Annotated in this window: 18 protein-coding genes and 1 other annotated feature; of the genes, 12 read left to right on the top strand and 6 right to left on the bottom strand. The window is 50.8% G+C overall.

Annotation, left to right across the window (positions count from 1 at the left end; all coding sequences use genetic code 11):
- The first annotated feature begins 32 nt into the window (after positions 1-32).
- The 3 genes from serB (at position 33) to nadR (ending at position 3,743) form a co-directional block, all read left to right on the top strand.
- Positions 33-998 carry a phosphoserine phosphatase gene (serB, locus tag IEV89_RS11555; RefSeq protein ID WP_188473663.1) on the top strand — a complete coding sequence of 322 codons (966 nt, stop codon included), beginning with the start codon at positions 33-35 and terminating at the stop codon, positions 996-998.
- Positions 999-1,027: 29 nt separating this feature from the next.
- Positions 1,028-2,410, top strand: coding sequence for a DNA repair protein RadA (gene radA, locus IEV89_RS11550; RefSeq protein WP_188473662.1), 1,383 nt, complete (start codon positions 1,028-1,030; stop codon positions 2,408-2,410).
- A gap of 76 nt (positions 2,411-2,486) precedes the next feature.
- Positions 2,487-3,743, top strand: coding sequence for a multifunctional transcriptional regulator/nicotinamide-nucleotide adenylyltransferase/ribosylnicotinamide kinase NadR (gene nadR / locus IEV89_RS11545; RefSeq protein WP_188473661.1), 1,257 nt, complete (start codon positions 2,487-2,489; stop codon positions 3,741-3,743).
- Positions 3,744-3,825: 82 nt separating this feature from the next.
- Here nadR and IEV89_RS11540 read toward each other — a convergent pair whose 3' ends face one another.
- The 3 genes from IEV89_RS11540 to rcsA all read right to left on the bottom strand — a co-directional run bounded on the left by IEV89_RS11540 (position 3,826) and on the right by rcsA (position 7,546).
- On the bottom strand, positions 3,826-4,827 hold the full coding sequence (locus tag IEV89_RS11540) for a zinc-binding alcohol dehydrogenase family protein (RefSeq protein WP_188473660.1): 1,002 nt from the start codon (positions 4,825-4,827) through the stop codon (positions 3,826-3,828).
- 158 nt (positions 4,828-4,985) lie between these two features.
- Entirely contained in the window at positions 4,986-6,653 is a 1,668-nt protein-coding gene (gene ettA / locus IEV89_RS11535) for an energy-dependent translational throttle protein EttA (RefSeq protein ID WP_188473659.1), read from the bottom strand.
- 212 nt (positions 6,654-6,865) lie between these two features.
- Complete coding sequence (gene rcsA, locus IEV89_RS11530) at positions 6,866-7,546, bottom strand: transcriptional regulator RcsA (protein WP_188473658.1); 681 nt, start codon at positions 7,544-7,546, stop codon at positions 6,866-6,868.
- A gap of 540 nt (positions 7,547-8,086) precedes the next feature.
- Here rcsA and sltY point away from each other — a divergent pair.
- Together sltY and trpR are read left to right on the top strand one after the other, a co-directional pair.
- Positions 8,087-10,006, top strand: coding sequence for a murein transglycosylase (gene sltY / locus IEV89_RS11525; RefSeq protein ID WP_188473729.1), 1,920 nt, complete (start codon positions 8,087-8,089; stop codon positions 10,004-10,006).
- A gap of 55 nt (positions 10,007-10,061) precedes the next feature.
- Positions 10,062-10,394, top strand: coding sequence for a trp operon repressor (gene trpR, locus IEV89_RS11520; protein WP_188473657.1), 333 nt, complete (start codon positions 10,062-10,064; stop codon positions 10,392-10,394).
- Positions 10,395-10,408: 14 nt separating this feature from the next.
- Here the strand turns inward: trpR and yjjX are convergent, their stop codons facing one another.
- Positions 10,409-10,942 carry an inosine/xanthosine triphosphatase gene (gene yjjX / locus IEV89_RS11515; RefSeq protein ID WP_188473656.1) on the bottom strand — a complete coding sequence of 178 codons (534 nt, stop codon included), beginning with the start codon at positions 10,940-10,942 and terminating at the stop codon, positions 10,409-10,411.
- Between the two features lie 51 nt (positions 10,943-10,993).
- Here yjjX and gpmB point away from each other — a divergent pair, with 51 nt between their 5' ends.
- Positions 10,994-11,641 carry a 2,3-diphosphoglycerate-dependent phosphoglycerate mutase GpmB gene (gpmB, locus tag IEV89_RS11510; RefSeq protein WP_188473655.1) on the top strand — a complete coding sequence of 216 codons (648 nt, stop codon included), beginning with the start codon at positions 10,994-10,996 and terminating at the stop codon, positions 11,639-11,641.
- A 24-nt stretch (positions 11,642-11,665) separates the two neighbouring features.
- Here gpmB and robA read toward each other — a convergent pair whose 3' ends face one another.
- Positions 11,666-12,532, bottom strand: a complete 867-nt coding sequence (gene robA / locus IEV89_RS11505; RefSeq protein WP_188473654.1) for an MDR efflux pump AcrAB transcriptional activator RobA — start codon at positions 12,530-12,532, stop codon at positions 11,666-11,668.
- A gap of 208 nt (positions 12,533-12,740) precedes the next feature.
- On the opposite strand from robA, the gene creA reads away from it, so the two are divergent.
- Positions 12,741-13,217, top strand: a complete 477-nt coding sequence (creA, locus tag IEV89_RS11500) for a protein CreA (RefSeq protein WP_188473653.1) — start codon at positions 12,741-12,743, stop codon at positions 13,215-13,217.
- Between the two features lie 117 nt (positions 13,218-13,334).
- Here the strand turns inward: creA and arcA are convergent, their stop codons facing one another.
- Positions 13,335-14,051: a two-component system response regulator ArcA gene (gene arcA / locus IEV89_RS11495; RefSeq protein WP_188473652.1), complete on the bottom strand. Its 717-nt coding sequence runs from the start codon at positions 14,049-14,051 to the stop codon at positions 13,335-13,337.
- A gap of 669 nt (positions 14,052-14,720) precedes the next feature.
- Here arcA and IEV89_RS11490 point away from each other — a divergent pair.
- The 5 genes from IEV89_RS11490 to thrC all read left to right on the top strand — a co-directional run bounded on the left by IEV89_RS11490 (position 14,721) and on the right by thrC (position 20,487).
- Complete coding sequence (locus IEV89_RS11490) at positions 14,721-15,407, top strand: tRNA/rRNA methyltransferase (protein ID WP_188473651.1); 687 nt, start codon at positions 14,721-14,723, stop codon at positions 15,405-15,407.
- Positions 15,408-15,623: 216 nt separating this feature from the next.
- Positions 15,624-15,692 carry a thr operon leader peptide gene (thrL, locus tag IEV89_RS11485; protein WP_188473728.1) on the top strand — a complete coding sequence of 23 codons (69 nt, stop codon included), beginning with the start codon at positions 15,624-15,626 and terminating at the stop codon, positions 15,690-15,692.
- Positions 15,631-15,748, top strand: a sequence feature (Thr leader region). Its footprint overlaps the gene before it by 62 nt.
- 55 nt (positions 15,749-15,803) lie before the next feature.
- Positions 15,804-18,263, top strand: coding sequence for a bifunctional aspartate kinase/homoserine dehydrogenase I (gene thrA / locus IEV89_RS11480; protein WP_188473650.1), 2,460 nt, complete (start codon positions 15,804-15,806; stop codon positions 18,261-18,263).
- 1 nt (position 18,264) lies between these two features.
- On the top strand, positions 18,265-19,194 hold the full coding sequence (gene thrB, locus IEV89_RS11475; RefSeq protein ID WP_188473649.1) for a homoserine kinase: 930 nt from the start codon (positions 18,265-18,267) through the stop codon (positions 19,192-19,194).
- Positions 19,195-19,197: 3 nt separating this feature from the next.
- Positions 19,198-20,487 carry a threonine synthase gene (thrC, locus tag IEV89_RS11470; RefSeq protein WP_188473648.1) on the top strand — a complete coding sequence of 430 codons (1,290 nt, stop codon included), beginning with the start codon at positions 19,198-19,200 and terminating at the stop codon, positions 20,485-20,487.
- Positions 20,488-20,521 lie beyond the last annotated feature (34 nt).

Here is a 20,521-nt window from a genome sequence, read left to right as displayed (position 1 = left end):
CCGACTGCCTTAACCGCCTGACAGGAGTAATCATGCCAAACAGTCTGACCTATTGCGATCTTCCCGCGGAGATCCATCAATGGCCGGGACTTCCCCTTTCTCTAAGCGGCGATGAAGTCATGCCGCTGGATTACCGCGCTGGGCATACTGGCTGGCTGCTGTATGGCAGGACACTCGACAAAACCAGCATTACCGAATTTCAGCGCCGTTTAGGCCGGGCATTGGTGATTGTCAGTGCCTGGACCGTTGATGACTATCAGGTTATCCGCTTGGCTGGCGCATTGACGGATGATGTAGAAGCCTTGGCCGAATCCTTCGCGTTGGATGTGACCCAACTCGGAAAAGTCCCGTACATGCGCATGCCGGGCCTACTGGTGATGGACATGGATTCTACTGCGATTGAGATTGAATGCATCGATGAGATCGCCAAATTGGCGGGTGTTGGTGAGCAGGTGGCTGAAGTCACGGAAAGGGCGATGCGCGGCGAGCTGGATTTTGCCGCCAGCCTGCGTCAGCGTGTCGCAACGCTAAAAGATGCCGATGCCAGCATTTTGCAGCAGGTGCGTGAAACCTTGCCACTGATGCCTGGGTTAACCCGCCTGGTGCAGCGTTTACAAGAATTAGGCTGGCATGTCGCCATCGCATCCGGTGGCTTTACTTATTATGCGGAATATTTACGTGACCAGTTGAACCTGGTTGATGTCGCAGCCAATGAGCTGGAGGTTCGCGACGGTAAACTGACTGGTCGGGTGATTGGGCCGATTGTCGATGCGCAATACAAAGCCGATACCCTGTTGAGGTTGGCAGACAAACTGGGCATTGCGAAAGAGCAGACCGTAGCGATTGGCGACGGTGCCAATGATTTGAAAATGATGGCGGTGGCGGGAATGGGCATTGCCTACCATGCTAAACCGAAAGTCTACGAGCAGGCTGAAGTGTGTATTCGCCATGCTGACTTAATCGGTGTGCTGTGCATTCTCAGTGGCAGTGTGGCGTAGTTTTTCCCAATTAAATAACGAGGTAGGTTGTGGCAAAAGCAGCAAAACGGGCATTTGTGTGTAATGAATGCGGTGCAGATTATCCGCGCTGGCAGGGGCAATGCAGTGCTTGTCAGGCCTGGAATTCTATTACCGAAATCCGTTTGTCGGCATCGCCGACCGTGGCTCGCAACGAACGTCTGACGGGTTACGCAGGTGACACCGGTGTTAGCCGGGTGCAGAAGTTGTCGGACATCAGCCTCGATGAAATGCCACGCTTCAGTACTGGCTTTAAAGAGTTCGACCGTGTGCTTGGCGGTGGCGTTGTACCCGGCAGTGCCATTTTGATCGGCGGCAACCCCGGCGCAGGTAAGAGTACTCTGCTGTTGCAGATTTTGTGCAGCCTCGGCGAGAGCATGAAAACCCTGTACGTGACGGGCGAAGAGTCTCTGCAACAGGTGGCCATGCGGGCGCATCGACTTGGGCTGCCGACCGCCAATATGAATATGCTGTCTGAAACCAGCATCGAGCAAATCTGCCTGATTGCCGATCAGGAAAAGCCGAAGCTGATGGTGATCGACTCCATTCAAGTGATGCACATGTCAGATATCCAATCCTCGCCCGGCACGGTGGCGCAGGTACGAGAAACCGCGGCATATCTTACGCGCTTCGCTAAAACCCGTGGTGTGGCGATTGTCATGGTCGGTCATGTGACCAAAGATGGCTCACTTGCCGGGCCAAAAGTGCTTGAGCACTGCATTGACTGCTCGGTAATGCTTGACGGCGATGCAGATTCCCGCTTTCGCACGCTGCGCAGCCATAAAAACCGCTTCGGTGCGGTTAACGAATTAGGTGTTTTCGCTATGACCGAACAGGGCCTGCGCGAAGTCAGTAATCCTTCCGCTATTTTCCTCAGTCGTGGCGATGAAATTACTTCAGGCAGTTCGGTGATGGTGTTGTGGGAAGGAACGCGCCCGCTGCTGGTAGAGATTCAGGCGCTGGTGGATCACTCAATGATGGGGAATCCGCGCCGTGTGGCGGTTGGCCTCGAACAAAATCGTCTGGCGATCCTCCTGGCCGTGTTACACCGCCACGGTGGTTTGCAAATGGCTGATCAGGACGTGTTTGTCAACGTGGTGGGTGGCGTGAAGGTTACTGAAACCAGCGCCGATTTAGCCCTGCTGCTGTCGCTGGTCTCCAGTCTGCGCGATCGTCCGTTGCCGCAGGATCTGGTGGTGTTTGGTGAAGTCGGGCTGGCCGGAGAAATTCGCCCGGTGCCGAGTGGGCAGGAGCGTATTGCTGAAGCCGCCAAACACGGCTTTAAGCGTGCGATTGTCCCTCACGCCAATGTGCCGAAGAAATTACCTGCCGGAATGCAGGTCTTTGGCGTGAAGAAACTGGCCGATGCGTTGGCACTCCTTGATGATTTGTAACAACGTCTGTATGTTGCTCTGGCCGTGAGCTATGCTATTTTTGTTTAGCAAACTAAACATGAGGTGAGGACAAGGTATGTCGCAGTTCGATTATCTAAAAACGGCCATTAAACAACAGGGACGCACCTTACAGCAGGTAGCTGATGCCAGCGGCATGACCAAAGGGTATCTGAGCCAACTGCTCAACGCCAAAATCAAAAGCCCGAGCGCCCAGAAACTGGAAGCTATACACCGCTTTCTGGACCTTGAATTTCCCCGCCGTGAGAAAAAAATTGGCGTGGTGTTTGGTAAGTTTTACCCTTTGCACACCGGCCACATCTATTTGATCCAGCGCGCCTGCAGCCAGGTTGACGAGTTGCACCTTATTATGGGCTATGACGAGCCCCGCGATCGGGCGCTGTTCGAAAACAGTTCGATGTCGCAACAACCGACGGTCAGTGACCGGCTGCGTTGGTTATTGCAAACGTTCAAGTATCAGAAAAATATTCATATCCATTCCTTCAATGAAGAGGGAATGGAGCCATATCCCCATGGCTGGGATGTTTGGAGCCGTGGCATCACGGAGTTTATGGAGAAAAAAGGGATCAACCCCAATACCATTTACTCCAGCGAAGAAAATGATGCGCCGCAGTACCGCAAACATCTGGGTATCGACACCGTACTTATCGATCCTAAACGTTCATTTATGAACATCAGCGGTTCGCAAATCCGTCAGGATCCCTTCCGTTACTGGGATTATATTCCGACCGAAGTGAAGCCTTTTTTTGTTCGCACCGTGGCGATTCTGGGTGGGGAATCCAGTGGGAAATCCACATTGGTCAATAAGTTAGCCAATATTTTTAACACAACCAGCGCCTGGGAATATGGTCGCGACTATGTCTTTTCACATCTGGGCGGCGATGAAATGGCGCTGCAATACTCTGACTATGACAAAATCGCGCTAGGGCAGGCACAGTACATTGATTTTGCAGTAAAATATGCCAATAAAGTGGCTTTTATTGATACGGACTTTCTTACTACGCAGGCGTTTTGTAAGAAGTACGAAGGGCGTGAGCATCCGTTTGTTCAGGCGCTGATGGATGAATACCGCTTTGATCTCGTGATCCTGCTGGAAAACAATACCCCCTGGGTGTCTGACGGTTTGCGGAGTCTCGGTAGCACAACGGATCGCATGTCATTCCAGAATCTGTTGATCGACATGCTCAAAAAAAATGGCGTCAATTATGTTCATGTCGAATCTGCGGACTACGATCAGCGCTTCCTGGAATGTGTCGAACTGGTGCAGACCATGCTGGCTGCTGACACGACCAGGGTCCGCCATCCGGTAAAATAAAACGGCGGACCGTGCCCCGTCACGAGTGCGAAGATGACGTGTCTGTTCGCCAGAAACCCTGTCATCGTCGTGACGGTTTTTTTCAGAACGCGATCACAACCTTGCCCTGCATATGGCCGCCGAGCACTTTGGTGTGCGCGGCCTCGATGCTTTCTACGGTGAGTCCCTGAAGCGTTTCACTCAGGGTTGTTTGTACTTTGCCTTCATCGACCAAGGCGGCAACCTGTTTGAGTATCTCACCTTGCTGCGCGATATCCGGCGTATTGAACATGCTGCGGGTGAACATCAACTCCCAGTGCAGTGCGGCGCTTTTCAGCTTCAGCTGGTTCAGCTCCAGCGGTTTTTTATTTTCGACAATCGTACAAATATGCCCCATGGGCGCAATGAGGTCGCTGATGGCGTCCCAGTGGCCATCGGTGTCATTGAGGCAGAGAATGTAGTCAACCTGTTTGATGTCATGCTTCGCCAATTCGCCTTGTAGATCGTTGTAGTTCACGGTGAGATCCGCGCCTCGTTCGAGACACCATTGAGCTGATTCCGGGCGTGACGCCGTGGCAATGATTTTTACCTTGCTACGTAATGCGGCCAGTGGGATTGCCAGCGAACCCACACCACCCGCGCCGCCAATGACCAGCAGGGTTTTGTCTGCTGGTGCATTCTGAATGTTGAGGTGTTCGAACAGGGCTTCCCAAGCGGTCAGCGCGGTTAAGGGCATCGCAGCAGATTGCGCCCAGTTCAGCGTTTTCGGCTTGACCGAGACGATACGGGAATCGATAAGCTGTTCGGTGGTGTTGCTACCGGAACGTGTGATGTCACCGGCATACCAGACTTCATCACCCGCTTTGAAATTTTTCACCGCGCTGCCGACGGATTTGACGATGCCGCTCGCATCCCAGCCCAGCACTTTCGGCGCATCCAGGCCGCTTTTTTGCAGGCTTTTATGCACCTTGGTGTCAACCGGATTGATTGACACGGCTTTCACTTCCACCAGCAGATCAAACTCTGTCGCTACCGGTTGTGGTAACTGAATGGACATGAAATGTGCTGGATCTTGCGGATTCACTGTAATGGCTTTGATAGTCATATTTTTTCTCCAATAAGGGTTATAGAGAGTCTAGGCTTCATACAGTAGTTTGTTCTATTAATTTTATGCTGTGACTCAGGATAACTGCGAAGTGATGGCGTGCGGAAAAGGGCACAAAAAAGGCCCATTTCCGGGCCTTTTTTGTTTCTGGTTGATGACTATTTGATCAGCTTCTTGTACTTGATACGTTTGGGTTCTAACGCTTCTGCGCCTAAAGTCCGTTTCTTATATTCTTCGTATTCGGTGAAGTTACCTTCGAAGAATTCGACTTTACCTTCATCCTGATAATCGAGGATATGGGTCGCTATACGGTCGAGGAACCAACGGTCATGGGAAATGACCATCGCGCAGCCCGGGAACTCCAGCAAGGCGTTTTCCAGCGCGCGCAGGGTTTCGATGTCCAGGTCGTTGGTTGGTTCATCGAGCAGCAACATGTTACCGCCAACCTGCAGCAGTTTAGCCAGATGCAGACGACCACGCTCACCACCAGACAGTTCGCCAACGCGTTTGCCTTGATCAACCCCTTTGAAGTTGAAACGGCCGACGTAGGCGCGGCTTGGCATTTCAGTGGTGCCAATGCGCATGATGTCCTGACCACGGGACACTTCTTCCCACACGGTTTTGCTGTTGTCCATGGAATCACGGAACTGATCGACCGACGCCAGCTTGACGGTGTCACCCAGTTCGATGGTGCCGCTGTTGGCCTCTTCCTGGCCAGACATCATACGGAACAGCGTCGATTTCCCCGCGCCATTCGGTCCGATAATCCCGACAATCGCCCCTTTAGGTACGGAGAAGGAAAGGTCGTCGATCAGAACGCGATCACCGTAAGACTTGCTGAGGTTCTTCACTTCAACCACTTTATCGCCCAGGCGTGGGCCCGGTGGGATAAACAGTTCGTTGGTTTCGTTACGTTTCTGATATTCGGCATTGTTCAGTTCTTCGAAGCGGGACAAACGTGCCTTGCCTTTAGACTGTTGGCCTTTTGCACCTTTGCGTACCCACTCCAGCTCTTTCTCGATCGATTTACGACGAGCCGCTTCAGATGACGCTTCCTGGGCCAGACGTTCATCTTTCTGTTCCAGCCAGCTGGAGTAGTTACCTTCCCACGGAATACCTTCACCGCGGTCAAGCTCAAGGATCCATCCGGCGACGTTATCGAGGAAGTAACGGTCATGCGTGATTGCCACAACGGTACCTTCGAAATCGTGCAGGAAGCGTTCCAGCCATGCCACGGACTCTGCATCCAGGTGGTTGGTTGGTTCGTCGAGCAGCAGCATGTCAGGCTTTTCTAACAGCAGGCGGCACAGGGCAACGCGGCGACGCTCACCACCGGAAAGGGTGGCGACTTTTGCATCCCAATCAGCCAGACGCAGTGCATCGGCGGCACGTTCCAGTTGGTTGTTCAGGTTATGACCGTCATGTGCCTGAATGATCTCTTCCAACTTACCCTGTTCCGCCGCCAGTTTATCGAAATCAGCGTCTGGATCGGCGTACAGCGCATAGACCTCATCGAGACGTTTTAATGCACCAACCACTTCTGACACGGCTTCTTCCACGGACTCACGTACCGTGTGTTCCATGTTCAGCTGAGGTTCCTGCGGCAGATAACCAATTTTCAAGTCCGGCTGTGCGCGTGCTTCGCCTTCGATATCCGTATCGACACCGGCCATGATGCGCAACAGCGTTGATTTGCCTGAGCCGTTCAGACCTAAAACACCGATTTTGGCGCCAGGGAAGAAACTGAGGGAGATGTTTTTCAGAATATGACGCTTCGGCGGAACCACTTTGCCGAGGCGATGCATTGAGTATACGTATTGAGCCACGTTGTCTTGAGCCTCTGTCTATGCGAGCCGCGCGCTTTCCATCAAAGGCAGGCGCTGCGGCGGATTAAAGTCAGTCCCGCCTGAAAACGGCATAACTGAGAAGTGTTCTGACTGCGAAGTTTAGCGTGTTTCGCCACGCTTCCCAACCTTCAACCTCACGGGATGCCAAGAATATGGCGATCACTGAGTTTAATCGTGTCAATAAAGTGGTGTTACATCAGTACAGGGGCGTGAAGATAGGGGGTTACCACTTTGGGAAAAGAGCGCACGCGGCCGACAAACATACCGGAGGTCAGGGCATCCGCCAGCTTCACCACATGATAGATCGCCTGCTTATTCTGTGTTTTCACTTTGCGCTTAATATTGCCTTTATGCGAGGCGACGGTTTTTTCTTTGATATTGAGGTGCTGGGAAATACGCAGGGTGTCGTGGCCTGACATCCACATTTTCAGAATATCGGCTTCGGTGCGGCTGAGGTTTACCGGTGTGAGATCCAAAACCTCGACGTTCAGGCTGGTTTCATCCAGTTGCAGGTTATGTTTAATCAGACGACAGACCAGCTGTGTCCGGATGGATTTTGATAAAATAATAATGTTATTGCGGATTGGAATATAATTTTGATAATTAAGGTTTTCTTTGGAGATAAAAATGAAAAATAGCGTCTTAGGATGGCTGTTTATCACGCCGCGTAACGCTTCACCGATGAGGGGGGCATAGGTGAAACTGTCTTCATTGATGAAGATCATATCCGGAGAAAGATCATTGCATGCTGTTTGCAGTTGGTTAATGTCAGTGAGAGAAATAATATCTTTATTTTTCATTCCATTATTCTGCAAAAGACACTGCAATGCCAGCTGTGTGTAGTGACAATTGTCCACAATGAGCGACGACATTTCAATCTACCTATTTTCTATGGGCTTTACTTTTCTCCGACTTATTCAGGTCATCCATGAAGTGAAAAAGAGTAGAGAAAAAAGCCTCGTTGTTTATGAATAAACCTGATGCGATGAGGCGGTTTTCCGCTAAAAAAAGGCAAGCCACGTCGGTGCAGATGCTGTGTAAACGTCGTGGTCGCGGAAAATACCTTGGGTAAAGATATAAAGAGCCGTGGTCGGAATGTAAACGAGGTGTGAACCTGTTGGGACAAAATGAACGTGATCAGGGACGAAATGAAACAAGTCTGGCGCATAACGGGTCTGCGAATGACAACATTTAAAATGCTTGTCGTCTGGTATCTCCATTGACATTGCACCACACTGTGTAAAGTTTGTGATGCCTTGAGTACATGGCTTCAATTTTAGAAATGAATCAATTAGCGTAGAAGGTATCTGGGCATAGCGGACGGCATGTATATCCCATTGGGGACACCACTGTGGCGCAGTATCGGGTAGTGAGCTCTACAATCAACGAGGATAAAGGTAAGTATGGTCAAGGTGGACAAATGGCATTTTCTGGCTGTGGGCATGTTGTTGATAACCGCATCCAGTGCGGTAAACGCTGATTCTTTAGACGGGCAGCGTCAGCGCTATATGCAAATCAAGCAGGCCTGGGACAACAACCAGATGGATACGGTTAACCAATTGATGCCCACCCTTGAGGACTACCCGCTTTATCCCTATCTCGAATATCGTCAACTGACGCAGAATCTGAGTATTGTCACATCAAAGCAAGTGAATGATTTCATCAAAACGCATCCCACTCTGCCACCGGCGCGTTCGCTGCCTTCGCGTTTTGTTAATGAGTTGGCAACCCGCCAAGATTGGACGGGTTTGCTCTCCTTCAGCCCGCAGGCACCCAAGCCGGTTGCGGCGCGCTGTAATTATTACTATGCAAAATGGGCCACCGGCCAGCAGAAAGTCGCCATGGATGCAACCAAAGACATCTGGCTGACAGGCAAATCTTTGCCGGGTACCTGTGACAAACTGTTCACCGTTTGGCAGCAGGCGGGCAATCAAACCGCGCTGACAACACTGCAACGCATCGGTCTGGCGATGAAAGAGGGCAACACCAATCTGGTAAACTTCCTCGCCAAGCAACTGCCGCCAGATTATCAGACGATGCGTGACGCATTGCTGGCGCTGCAAAAAGATCCCAACAGTATTGAAAGTTTCGCCCGCACCGTAGGGCCGACCGACTTCACCCGAAATGTAGTGAGTATTGCCTTTACCCGCATTGCTCGCGATGATCTTGATAACGCCCGCGCTATGCTACCGGTGCTGGCTCGCTTACAGAAAATGAGTGACAGTGACCGGCTGGAACTGGAAGAGACGGTCGCATGGCGCCTGATGGGCAGTGACGCTACACCGGAACAGGCTAACTGGCGTGATAACGTTATTCTCCGCAGCCACTCTACCTCGCTGGTTGAGCGCCGCATCCGTATGGCGCTAGCCGCAGGTGACCGTCATGGGTTGAGTCAGTGGATGGACCGTTTAACGCCTGACGCGCAACAGGAAGATGAATGGCGCTACTGGGAGGCATCGGTACTTCTCGATCAAGGTAAGCGTACCCAGAGCGAAGCGATTTTGCGCAAGCTGATGCAGGGACGTGGGTTCTATCCGATGGCCGCCGCGCAAAAACTCGGCGTGGCGTATCCGATTCAGGTCTCCGTGGCGGCTAAACCGGATGCCGACATGGCGAAGCTGCCAGAGATTGCTCGAGTTCGTGAGCTGATGTACTGGCATATGGATAATCTGGCGCGCACTGAATGGACCTATCTGGTACTGAGCCGCAGCAAGGAGCAGCAAACTGCGCTGGCACGTTACGCTTTTAATCAAAAGTGGGCCGATCTCAGTGTGCAGGCCACCATTGCCGGTAAACTGTGGAATTATTTGGAAGAGCGCTTCCCGTTGGCATGGTCGCCGGAATTCCGACAGGCAACCAACGACAAAGGCATTACGCAGAGCTATGCGATGGCCATTGCCCGTCAGGAAAGTGCCTGGAACCCAGAGGCGCGTTCACCGGTTGGCGCTGCGGGTTTGATGCAGGTGATGCCAGCTACGGCACAACATACTGTGCAGATGTTCGGCATTGCCGGTTACAGCGGCCCTGGGCAGCTGTTGGACCCACAGATGAATATCAACATTGGCACCCATTATCTGGAGTACGTTTACCAACAGTTTGGTCGTAACCGTATTCTTTCCAGCGCTGCCTACAACGCCGGCCCTTCCCGGGTAAATACTTGGTTGAGTAACAGCGGTGGGCGTATCGATGCCGTCGCTTTTATCGAAAGTATCCCTTTTTCTGAAACACGCAGATATGTTAAAAATGTGTTGGCATATGATGTATTTTATCGCTACTTTTTACATCAGCCCGCCAAAGTGTTGACCGATGCAGAGTGGCAGAGGCGTTACTGATTTTTAGGACTTATGCTATGCTGCTGTACTAGTTTAATAGTATGGCAGCCATAATATGACACGAATATTGTTAACCGACCCCGCTCTTTCCCAACAAGGCAATGAGGACTGGCAGCGCTTTATGGCGCTGTTACAACAAGCTTTTGCTGAAAATCTCCAACAGGATTTGCTGCAACTGCTGCTGACCCCTGATGAGCGCGCAGCATTAGGGACAAGAGTGAAGATCATTGAGGAATTGATGCGGGGTACGTTGAGTCAGCGCGAGTTGAAAAATCAGCTGGGAGCCGGAATTGCAACCATCACCCGTGGTTCGAATGGATTGAAAACGGCATCTCCCAGACTGAAAACCTGGCTTGATACACAACTTCTTAAGGGGTCAGAGACATAGTCATGATCTCTGCTTCAATGCGTTTGAGCTCGAGCCTGGTAGATGGCGTTATGGAAGGGCGCTAAGGCTAAAACCAATGCCTGATGGTAGACGCTGGTTCGACTGAGTTTACCGGCTGTAAATATCCCGATGGCGCCGCCTTTTCGCTTCACTTCATTAATTCCGGTCAATTTATCCATTTCATCGCCCAATTCGCTGCCTTGATTGATCTCTTGTAATATAGTTTCAGGCAGCATCAGGCTGGCAGAACGTGATTCTCCGCGTTGATGCATGTTTTCAATGACCATCCAGGCGAATGTCATATTGTCTTCGATACCGGCCTCAACGCCGACCCAAAAGTCGGCTTCAGGGCGAACCTGGCGCGCACCGATAACCCGGTGTCTTGCGCCCGTTCGGGTTTCGCTGCTGCCGATAGGCTGGTTGGGAACGCCACTATCGACGTCAACGCCTTCGATACGGAATGCATCAGCGCCAAAAATGTCCTCAAAAGCCATTGCGATAGCTTTGATCTTTGCCGGATTAGTGGTAGCAGCGACAACGTGGTACATAGAGTTTTAGCATCCTTTAGCAAATTTCACGCAGTATAACGGAAAACACTCATGTTACAGGTATATCTCGTCCGTCATGGCGAAACCGAATGGAATGCAGCTCGTAAGATTCAGGGGCAGTCTGACAGCCCGCTAACGCCAAAAGGCATTTTTCAGGCGCAGCAAGTGGCGGAACGCGTTCGTCATGAAGGTATCACGCATGTGATTGCCAGCGACCTAGGTCGGACTCGTGCCACGGCGCAAATTATCGCTGACGTCTGCGGTTGTGAGGTCAACGTTGAACCGCGGCTGCGTGAGTTGCATATGGGAGTGTTGGAAGCGCGCGAGCTGGACACGCTCAGCGCTGAAGAGGAAGTCTGGCGCAAACAGATGGTCGACGGCACCCCTGACGGGCGGATTCCTCAGGGGGAGAGCATGACAGAATTGGCTTTGCGCATGCGGTTAGCGCTGGACTGCTGTCTCGATTTACCCGCAGGCAGTAAGCCTTTGCTGGTCAGTCATGGCATTGCGCTGGGATGTCTTATCAGCACCATCCTTGGACTGGCTCCTTATGCAGAGCGTCGTTTGCGTTTGCGTAACTGCTCTATCTCGCGAGTCGATCATCAGGAAAGCGCGTGGCTGGCATCGGGATGGATAGTCGAAACTGCGGGCGATATATCACATCTTGATCAGCCCGCATTAGATGAGCAGCAGCGTTAATCACGACAGCTTTATGTCGGTGGGTTAGCGACGAATAGGGATAAGGTAATCACATTCTATTTCAACAGGTGGTGTCACGCTTGGCACCTTGTCTCTGGTATAGAAACGCTCGATATCTTGTCCCTTTCTACGCGTCATTTTTAACGTTGGCAGGCAGGTTCCGTATAACGTCAGAATGAATTCTTGCAGCCGTTCCGGCGACCCTTTGTAATGGAACATGGCATATTCACCTTCCTGCACCACAATTGGCTGACCTTCCACATTTTCTGGTAAGTGATTGGGCTCAATCGCCGTGGTGTACAGTACTTCCTGCTCGTCGTCTTTTTCCTGACTTGGGCGGGAGTGATGCAACCCATACAGCAATGGTGGTAGCGTTTTGGCTTCACCAATGTACTGACGCCAGAAGTGCAGACGCATTTCATTACGGTAGGTTGAAATTTGTTCCAGGGTGCAGGAGTAGCTTTGCGTTATGCCAATGAGATTCTGTTGAGGCAGCGATATAAACTCTGGCTGTGGCAAAATGAAGGCACCAAGGCGTATTGGTGGGCAAATCCCAAAGGAGTGCCAATCTTCAGAGCGGCGGTACAAGGCTGGAGTCTGTGCAAACTGTTTTTTGAAAGCACGGGTAAACGTCTGCTGAGAATCAAAACGATATTGCAGAGCGATATCTAAAATCGGGCGACTGGTCAGCCGTAAAGCGACGGCGGCCTTTGACAATCGCCGGGCACGGATATAAGCACCAATCGCGTTACTGGTGACATCCTTAAACATCCGCTGCAGGTGCCATTTAGAATAACCGGCTTTGGCTGCGACGTGGTCGAGTGATAACGGCTGGTCCAGGTGTGTTTCTAACCAGCTGAGAAGATCACGAATGATTCCTGCTTGATCCATAGATCGTCCTCGTTGAACTAAGATAAATGCACAGAATGTGACGCCGCATAATAGCAACTTTTTAAGCTTAAGACTTCTTAAGTATTTTTTGGCTATCTGTGCTATTCGTGGATATTACTGGTGATTGGATTCTTAATTTTTGAGCACTGGCTTCTTTTAATCTGTTTTTAACACAATCAACGTCGGTCAGCTGACACGGAGTAACTTGATGAAAAAATGTTGTATTTTGGTGTTTGGACTGCTTTTCGTTTGTAGTCATTCAGCGCTTGCCGAACAGATAGGCTCTGTCGATACGGTATTTAAACTGTTTGGGCCGGACCACAAAATTGTGGTGGAAGCTTTTGATGATCCTGATATTAAAAATGTAACCTGTTATATCAGTCGCGCTAAAACCGGTGGAATAAAAGGCGGGCTAGGTCTGGCCGAGGATACCTCTGATGCGGCGATTTCCTGCCAGCAAGTGGGGCCAATCGAACTGAGTGATAAAATAAAGCAAGGGAAGGATAAAGGGACTGTCGTTTTCCAGAAACGTACCTCTCTGGTGTTCAAAAAATTGCAGGTCGTGCGTTTCTATGATGATAAACGCAATGCGCTTATCTATCTTAGCTATTCGGATAAAGTCGTTGATGGCTCTCCAAAAAATGCCCTGAGCGCGGTGCCAATTATTCCGTGGGGTGCTCGCTAATTCTCTCGACGTTCTCGTTCTGTAAACGACAGTTTCCTGTCGATGGTAAAAGTAAAGGCCAGTAAACGCTGGCCTTTACTTTTACATATTGCAGCAGAAGGGTTGGCAACCTGCTGCTTATTCTTCTAAATCACCGCAGAAACGATAACCTTCGCCATGAATGGTGGCGATGATTTCAGGGGTATCTGGTGTGGATTCAAAATGCTTGCGAATTCGACGGATGGTGACGTCGACAGTACGGTCATGTGGTTTGAGTTCGCGTCCGGTCATCTTTTTGAGCAAATCACCACGGGTTTGAATCTTGCCTGGGTTTTCACAGAAGTGCAGCATGGCGCGGAACTCACTGCGTGGCAATTTGTATTGCTCGCCGGCAGGGCCCACCAATGAGCGGCTATTAATATCCAGTTCCCAACCGTTGAATTTGTAGCTTTCAACCAGACGGCGTTCTTCACCGGTGGTGCCCAGATTCATAGTACGGGACAACAGGTTGCGTGCACGGATGGTCAGTTCGCGCGGGTTAAAAGGTTTGGTGATGTAATCATCAGCACCAATTTCCAGCCCCAAAATTTTGTCGACTTCATTATCGCGACCGGTCAGGAACATCAGGGCTACACTGGCTTGTTCACGTAATTCACGCGCCAACAGCAGGCCATTTTTGCCGGGTAAATTGATATCCATGATCACTAAATTGATGTCATTTTCGGAAAGAATGTGGTGCATTTCTGCGCCATCATTAGCTTCATGCACCATGTAGCCTTCTGCTTCGAAAATGCTTTTTAACGTATTTCGTGTCACTAACTCGTCTTCGACGATCAGAATGTGAGGAGTCTGCATTATTGCTACCTAAGATTGCCAACAAATTGAAAATAGGAGTACAGAAGTCCTTGTTATTCCGATGAATGCTGATGGCCAACTAGGCTATCTCACTCGTTACATGACTAAAGTACGTAAATGCGTTACTGATGCGCTTTCTTTAAACGCTAACGTTGTCGCCAGCATGATAAGGAAGTCCACTTTTTGTCTTCCCAAAAGGGCATCGAATCGGCGGCTATACTAACCTCATTAACAGCAATATAACAGCTAGTGCCGATGTTAGTACCCAACAAAACTACGCTTTATTGACATACATCAAATTCAATTGTAGCACGGTAACAGTTTGGTGAAAAACACTTACAAGAATGCACGCTTAAGTCACATTCCATCAGTTTTGAACACGATTCAGCCTTTTAGAATAAACACCTTTTCAGTAAGTGGGATTAGGTTAAATAATATTAATTATTATTATGATTAATAAGGTTTAATTTTATATATGAAGTGTTTGATTAAGTTTCACTGTATTTGTGTCAGTTAATGTCTATTTTCCTATAAATTACGCTAATCCGTTCTGGTTGCTGTTAAGCTAATGTGAATGATTGATCATTTTTGACCTTGCGTTTTGGCAAACGATAAACGTCATTTAACATCAGCGAAAGATAACGGTCAGAAGTCTTTACCGAGGGACTCATGCAACTTCATATTATTTTGGTTTCACCGGCGCGCCCCGAGAATGTCGGTGCCGCTGCTCGCGCAATGAAAACCATGGGATTTACGTCGCTGCGGATTGTGGATAGCCAGGCACATTTGCAGCCTGAAGCCGGATGGGTAGCGCATGGTTCCAATGAGATCCTGCACCATGCGTTGCACTTCATGACACTGGAAGAGGCGTTGGCCGATATTGATTTCACTGTCGCTACGACCGCACGCAGCCGCGCACGCTTTCATTACTATTGCACGCCAGTGGAACTGCTGGGGCAGTTGGAAGAAAAACGCCAGTGGGTGAGTAATGCCGCGTTGGTGTTCGGGCGAGAAGATTCCGGGCTGACCAATGAAGAGCTGTCTCTGGCGGATATTCTCACTGGCGTCCCTATGGTGGCTGATTATCCCTCGCTTAATCTTGGGCAGGCGGTGATGGTGTTCTGTTATCAGCTTGCGTCACTTAATCAGGTATCCAACGCGTTACCTGGGAATGCGCAAGCAGGGCAACTGGCCGCATTGCGCTCACGTGTTGACCGGTTATTGGTTAACGTAGAGGCGGCTGACGATCAAAAACTGGGCGATTGGCTGCATCAACGACTGGGACTTTTACAGCAGCGCGATGCGGCTATGTTGCATACATTGCTGCATGATATCGAAAAAAAACTGGCGAAGTGATATGAGGTGTTCGAGGGTTCAGGTGGTTATAAAATTGGTCATGGCATCTTTATTCTGATTTTTTCACTGGATTTCATGATTTATGGAGAGAATAATCTGTTTTGGATGAAGTGCGCGTATTGGCTTGAAAACAGAAAAAAATTGACTTGTCCTGCCTGATGCTTTAGCTAATAGAGTCAGACAGCGTAAAAACACAATCAACAGACAGAAGAAAAAATGCGAACCATCAGCCTGAACACAACAATTATTACCACCACCGAAACCACAGGTAACGGGGCGGGCTGACGCATACAGGATAAACAGAAAAAAGCCCGCACCTAACCAGTGCGGGCTTTTTTTTTACCGACTTTTTACCAAATTATCATTTATAAAATGAGCTTCAGGAGAGTATCAGAAATGCGAGTGTTGAAATTTGGCGGCACCTCAGTAGCAAACGCGGAGCGCTTCTTGCGCGTCGCAGATATTATGGAAAGTAATACAGGTCAGGGACAGATTGCCACGGTGTTATCCGCGCCTGCCAAAATTACCAACCATCTGGTCGCGATGATCGAACGTACGGTTGCCGGTCAAGACATTCAGCCGATCATGAGTGACGCGCAGCGCATTTTCTCAGAGCTGCTAACGGGTCTGGCTGAGGCGCAGCCGGGCTTTGATTTGCTTAAGGTAAAGACCTTCGTTGAGCAAGAGTTTGCCCAGCTTAAACAACTGCTGCATGGCATCAACCTGTTAGGGCAGTGCCCAGACAGTGTGAACGCGTCGATCATCTGCCGTGGCGAAAAACTCTCTGTTGCCATTATGGAAGCCGTGTTTGTTGCCAAAGGTTTTGGTGTCACCGTCATTGATCCCGTGAAGAAACTTCTGGCGCAGGGCAGTTATCTTGAATCGACCGTTGATATCAATGAATCCACACTGCGAATTTCCGCCAGTGCCATCCCAGCCGAACACATCATTCTGATGGCGGGTTTCACCGCAGGCAATGATAAAGGCGAACTCGTGGTGCTGGGCCGCAATGGCTCCGACTATTCTGCTGCCGTGCTGGCGGCGTGTTTGCGTGCTGACTGCTGTGAAATCTGGACCGATGTCGATGGCGTCTATACTTGTGACCCACGCACTGTCCCGGATGCTCGCCTGTTGAAATCCATGTCATATCAGGAAGCGATGGAGTTGTCGTATTTCGGTGCCAAAGTGCTTCATCCTCGCACCATTCTGCCCATCGCCCAGTTCCAGATCCCATGCCTGATCAAAAATACCACTAATCCACAGGCTCCCGGCACGCTGATTGGTAGTGAAAGCCTTGACGACAACACACCGGTTAAAGGCATCACTAATCTTAACCATATGGCGATGATTAACGTCTCAGGACCGGGCATGAAGGGCATGATCGGTATGGCTGCCCGCGTGTTTGCGGTGATGTCCCGCTCCGGTATTTCGGTGGTGTTAATCACCCAGTCCTCTTCGGAATACAGCATCAGTTTCTGCATCCCACAGGGCGAACTGGCACGTGCACGTAAGGCGCTGGAAGACGAGTTTTATCTGGAGTTGAAAGACGGTTTGCTGGAGCCGCTGGACGTGATGGAGAAACTGGCCGTCATTTCTGTGGTTGGCGACGGTATGCGCACACTGCGTGGCATCTCAGCCAAGTTCTTCTCTGCGCTGGCCCGCGCTAATATCAATATTGTGGCCATTGCCCAAGGGTCTTCTGAACGTTCAATCTCTGTCGTCGTGAATAACGATGATGCCACTACCGGCGTGCGCGTCAGCCATCAGATGCTATTCAATACCGATCAGGTTATCGAAGTATTCCTGATTGGCGTGGGTGGTGTGGGTGGTGCGTTGATTGAGCAGATTCGCCGCCAGCAGCAATGGTTGAAAACCAAACATATCGATCTCCGGGTGTGCGGTATTGCCAATTCACGAGCGATGCTAACCAATACGCACGGCATTCCGCTGGAGAACTGGCGTGAAGAGTTGGGCGCGGCAAAAGAGCCCTTCAACCTGGGGCGCCTGATCCGTCTGGTGAAGGAGTATCACCTGCTCAATCCGGTGATTGTGGACTGTACCTCGAGTCAGGAAGTGGCGGACCAGTACGCTGATTTTCTGAGTGACGGTTTCCATGTCGTGACGCCGAACAAGAAAGCCAATACCTCTTCCATGAATTATTATTATCAGCTGCGTAAAGCCGCTGAAGGTTCACGTCGTAAATTTCTTTATGACACCAACGTCGGGGCCGGTCTTCCGGTAATCGAAAATCTACAGAATCTGCTGAATGCCGGTGATGAGTTGGTGCGTTTCTCCGGTATCCTTTCCGGTTCATTGTCGTTCATCTTCGGCAAGCTGGATGAAGGGTTGTCGCTGTCAGAGGCGACGCTTCAGGCACGTGATATGGGCTACACCGAGCCGGATCCGCGTGATGATCTCTCGGGCATGGATGTAGCACGCAAGCTGTTGATCCTCGCCCGCGAAGCAGGATACAAACTTGAACTGTCTGATATTGATGTTGAGTCTGTTTTACCTGCAACATTCAATTCAGAAGGCAGTGTGGCTGATTTTGTAGCCCGTTTGCCGGAGCTGGATAATGATTTCAGCCAGCGCGTGGCCGATGCCACGGCGCAGGGTAAAGTATTACGCTATGTTGGCGCTATCCATGAGGGGCGCTGTCAGGTGAAAATTGACGCGGTTGATGGTAATGATCCGTTGTATAAAGTGAAGAATGGTGAGAACGCGCTGGCATTTTACAGCCGCTATTATCAGCCTCTGCCTATGGTTTTACGCGGCTATGGTGCGGGTAACGATGTTACCGCAGCCGGCGTGTTTGCTGATCTTTTGCGGACGCTGTCATGGAAGTTAGGAGTTTAATATGGTTAAGGTGTATGCACCAGCCTCGATTGGTAACGTCAGCGTAGGTTTTGATGTACTGGGCGCAGCAGTTTCGCCGGTTGATGGTTCACTGCTGGGCGATTGCGTCAGCGTTGAAGCCGCAAATGAGTTCAGCCTTAAAAGTGAAGGGCGCTTCGTGTCCAAGTTACCGGACCGCATGGAAGACAACATCGTTTATCAGTGCTGGCAGCGTTTCTGCCAGGAGATCGGTAAAGAAGTACCAGTCGCCATGACGTTGGAAAAAAACATGCCGATTGGCTCCGGGCTGGGTTCCAGCGCCTGTTCAGTCGTTGCTGGTCTGATGGCGATGAATGAGTTTTGTGGTAAGCCGCTAGATGAAAATACCATGCTGGCACTGATGGGGGAGTTGGAAGGACGTATTTCCGGCAGCGTACATTTTGATAACGTTGCACCCTGTTATCTCGGTGGTATTCAACTGATGCTGGAAGAGCTGGACATTATCAGTCAGAACGTACCGAGCTTCGATGACTGGCTGTGGGTGATGGCCTATCCAGGGATTAAAGTGTCGACTGCGGAAGCACGCGCTATTTTGCCCGCGCAGTATCGCCGTCAGGATTGCATTAGCCATGGGCGTTACCTGGCCGGTTTCATCCATGCCTGCCATACGCAGCAGCCTGCGCTTGCGGCTAAACTGATGAAAGATGTCATCGCCGAGCCTTACCGCACACGTCTGTTACCGGGCTTTGCAGAAGCCCGTAGCGCGGCCGAAGAAATGGGTGCTTTGGCCTGCGGTATTTCCGGCTCCGGTCCGACGCTGTTTGCCGTTTGCAATGACAGTGCGACCGCTAAACGTATGGCCGATTGGTTGCAGAGTCACTATCTGCAAAATGATGAAGGTTTTGTTCATATTTGTCGTCTGGATACCACAGGCGCGAGACTACTGGGATAAATGATGAAACTGTACAACCTGAAGGATCACAACGAGCAGGTCAGCTTTGCTCAGGCCGTTAAGCAAGGCTTAGGCAAGCAGCAAGGTCTGTTCTTTCCGCTCGAATTGCCTGAGTTTGCACTGAGTGAGATCGATGTTTTACTGGAGCAGGATTTTGTCACTCGTAGCAGCCGCATTCTCTCCGCCTTCATTGGTGACGAGATTTCTGAAGACGAACTATATCAGCGGGTGAAAAGCGCGTTTGCGTTCCCAGCACCGGTCGCGAAAGTTGAAGAAGACATCGCCTGTCTCGAACTGTTCCATGGCCCTACGTTGGCGTTCAAAGACTTCGGTGGCCGCTTTATGGCGCAGATCCTGACCCAGGTTTCCGGCGACCAGCCAGTGACCATTTTGACCGCAACGTCTGGTGATACTGGCGCGGCGGTGGCACACGCCTTCCACGGCATGAAAAATGTGCGTGTGGTGATCCTCTATCCGCGTGGCAAAATCAGTCCGCTGCAGGAAAAACTGTTCTGTACGCTGGGCGACAACATCCATACGATTGCTATCGACGGTGACTTCGACCAGTGCCAGGCGCTGGTGAAGCAGGCGTTTGACGATGAGGAACTCAAGCATGAGTTGAAGCTGAACTCGGCAAACTCCATTAATATCAGTCGTCTGCTGGCGCAAATTTGCTACTATTTTGAAGCCGTGGCGCAGTTGCCACAGGAAGCGCGCAATCAACTCGTGATCTCCGTACCAAGCGGGAATTTTGGGGATCTGACCGCGGGTTTGCTGGCGAAGTCTCTCGGCTTGCCGGTGAAGCGTTTTATCGCTGCGACTAACGCCAATGATACGGTTCCGCGCTATTTGCACGACGGTGAGTGGGCGCCTAAGAAAACTGTCGCTACGCTCTCTAACGCCATGGACGTCAGCCAGCCAAATAACTGGCCGCGCGTGGAAGAGTTGTACCGCCGTAAAACCTGGCAGTTGAAAGATCTGGGCTTTGGCGCCATCAGCGATGACACCACTGAAGATGCCATGCGCGAGCTGGCTGACCTGGGGTATATTTCCGAACCTCATGCAGCGATCGCCTACCGTGTGCTGCGTGATCAATTGAAACCCGGTGAATTTGGTTTGTTTATCGGCACCGCGCATCCGGCCAAATTCAAAGAAAGCGTCGAGTCGATTCTGGGTCAGGACATCGGCCTGCCGAAAGAGCTGGCTGAGCGCGCTGATCTGCCGCTGCTGTCGCATAGCCTGTCAGCTGATTTCAGCGAAATGCGTGCTTTCCTGATGGCGCTACCTGAATAACAACGCGGGCTTCTGAAATGCAAAAACCCTCTTC

This window comes from Hafnia psychrotolerans (genome assembly GCF_014639435.1).
In the GTDB taxonomy this organism is placed as follows: Bacteria; Pseudomonadota; Gammaproteobacteria; order Enterobacterales; family Enterobacteriaceae; genus Ewingella; species Ewingella psychrotolerans.
Note: the sequence above shows the minus strand (reverse complement) of the source record. Positions and strands in the feature narration are given on the sequence as shown.

What these genes read in the sequence shown, in the direction of transcription:
- serB (WP_188473663.1), top strand. Translation starts at nt 33, where the DNA reads ATGCCAAACAGTCTGACCTATTGCGATCTTCCCGCGGAGATCCATCAA.
- nadR (WP_188473661.1), top strand. Translation starts at nt 2,487, where the DNA reads ATGTCGCAGTTCGATTATCTAAAAACGGCCATTAAACAACAGGGACGC.
- IEV89_RS11540 (WP_188473660.1), bottom strand. Translation starts at nt 4,827, where the DNA reads ATGACTATCAAAGCCATTACAGTGAATCCGCAAGATCCAGCACATTTC.
- rcsA (WP_188473658.1), bottom strand. Translation starts at nt 7,546, where the DNA reads ATGTCGTCGCTCATTGTGGACAATTGTCACTACACACAGCTGGCATTG.
- trpR (WP_188473657.1), top strand. Translation starts at nt 10,062, where the DNA reads ATGACACGAATATTGTTAACCGACCCCGCTCTTTCCCAACAAGGCAAT.
- yjjX (WP_188473656.1), bottom strand. Translation starts at nt 10,942, where the DNA reads ATGTACCACGTTGTCGCTGCTACCACTAATCCGGCAAAGATCAAAGCT.
- gpmB (WP_188473655.1), top strand. Translation starts at nt 10,994, where the DNA reads ATGTTACAGGTATATCTCGTCCGTCATGGCGAAACCGAATGGAATGCA.
- robA (WP_188473654.1), bottom strand. Translation starts at nt 12,532, where the DNA reads ATGGATCAAGCAGGAATCATTCGTGATCTTCTCAGCTGGTTAGAAACA.
- creA (WP_188473653.1), top strand. Translation starts at nt 12,741, where the DNA reads ATGAAAAAATGTTGTATTTTGGTGTTTGGACTGCTTTTCGTTTGTAGT.
- arcA (WP_188473652.1), bottom strand. Translation starts at nt 14,051, where the DNA reads ATGCAGACTCCTCACATTCTGATCGTCGAAGACGAGTTAGTGACACGA.
- IEV89_RS11490 (WP_188473651.1), top strand. Translation starts at nt 14,721, where the DNA reads ATGCAACTTCATATTATTTTGGTTTCACCGGCGCGCCCCGAGAATGTC.
- thrA (WP_188473650.1), top strand. Translation starts at nt 15,804, where the DNA reads ATGCGAGTGTTGAAATTTGGCGGCACCTCAGTAGCAAACGCGGAGCGC.
- thrB (WP_188473649.1), top strand. Translation starts at nt 18,265, where the DNA reads ATGGTTAAGGTGTATGCACCAGCCTCGATTGGTAACGTCAGCGTAGGT.
- thrC (WP_188473648.1), top strand. Translation starts at nt 19,198, where the DNA reads ATGAAACTGTACAACCTGAAGGATCACAACGAGCAGGTCAGCTTTGCT.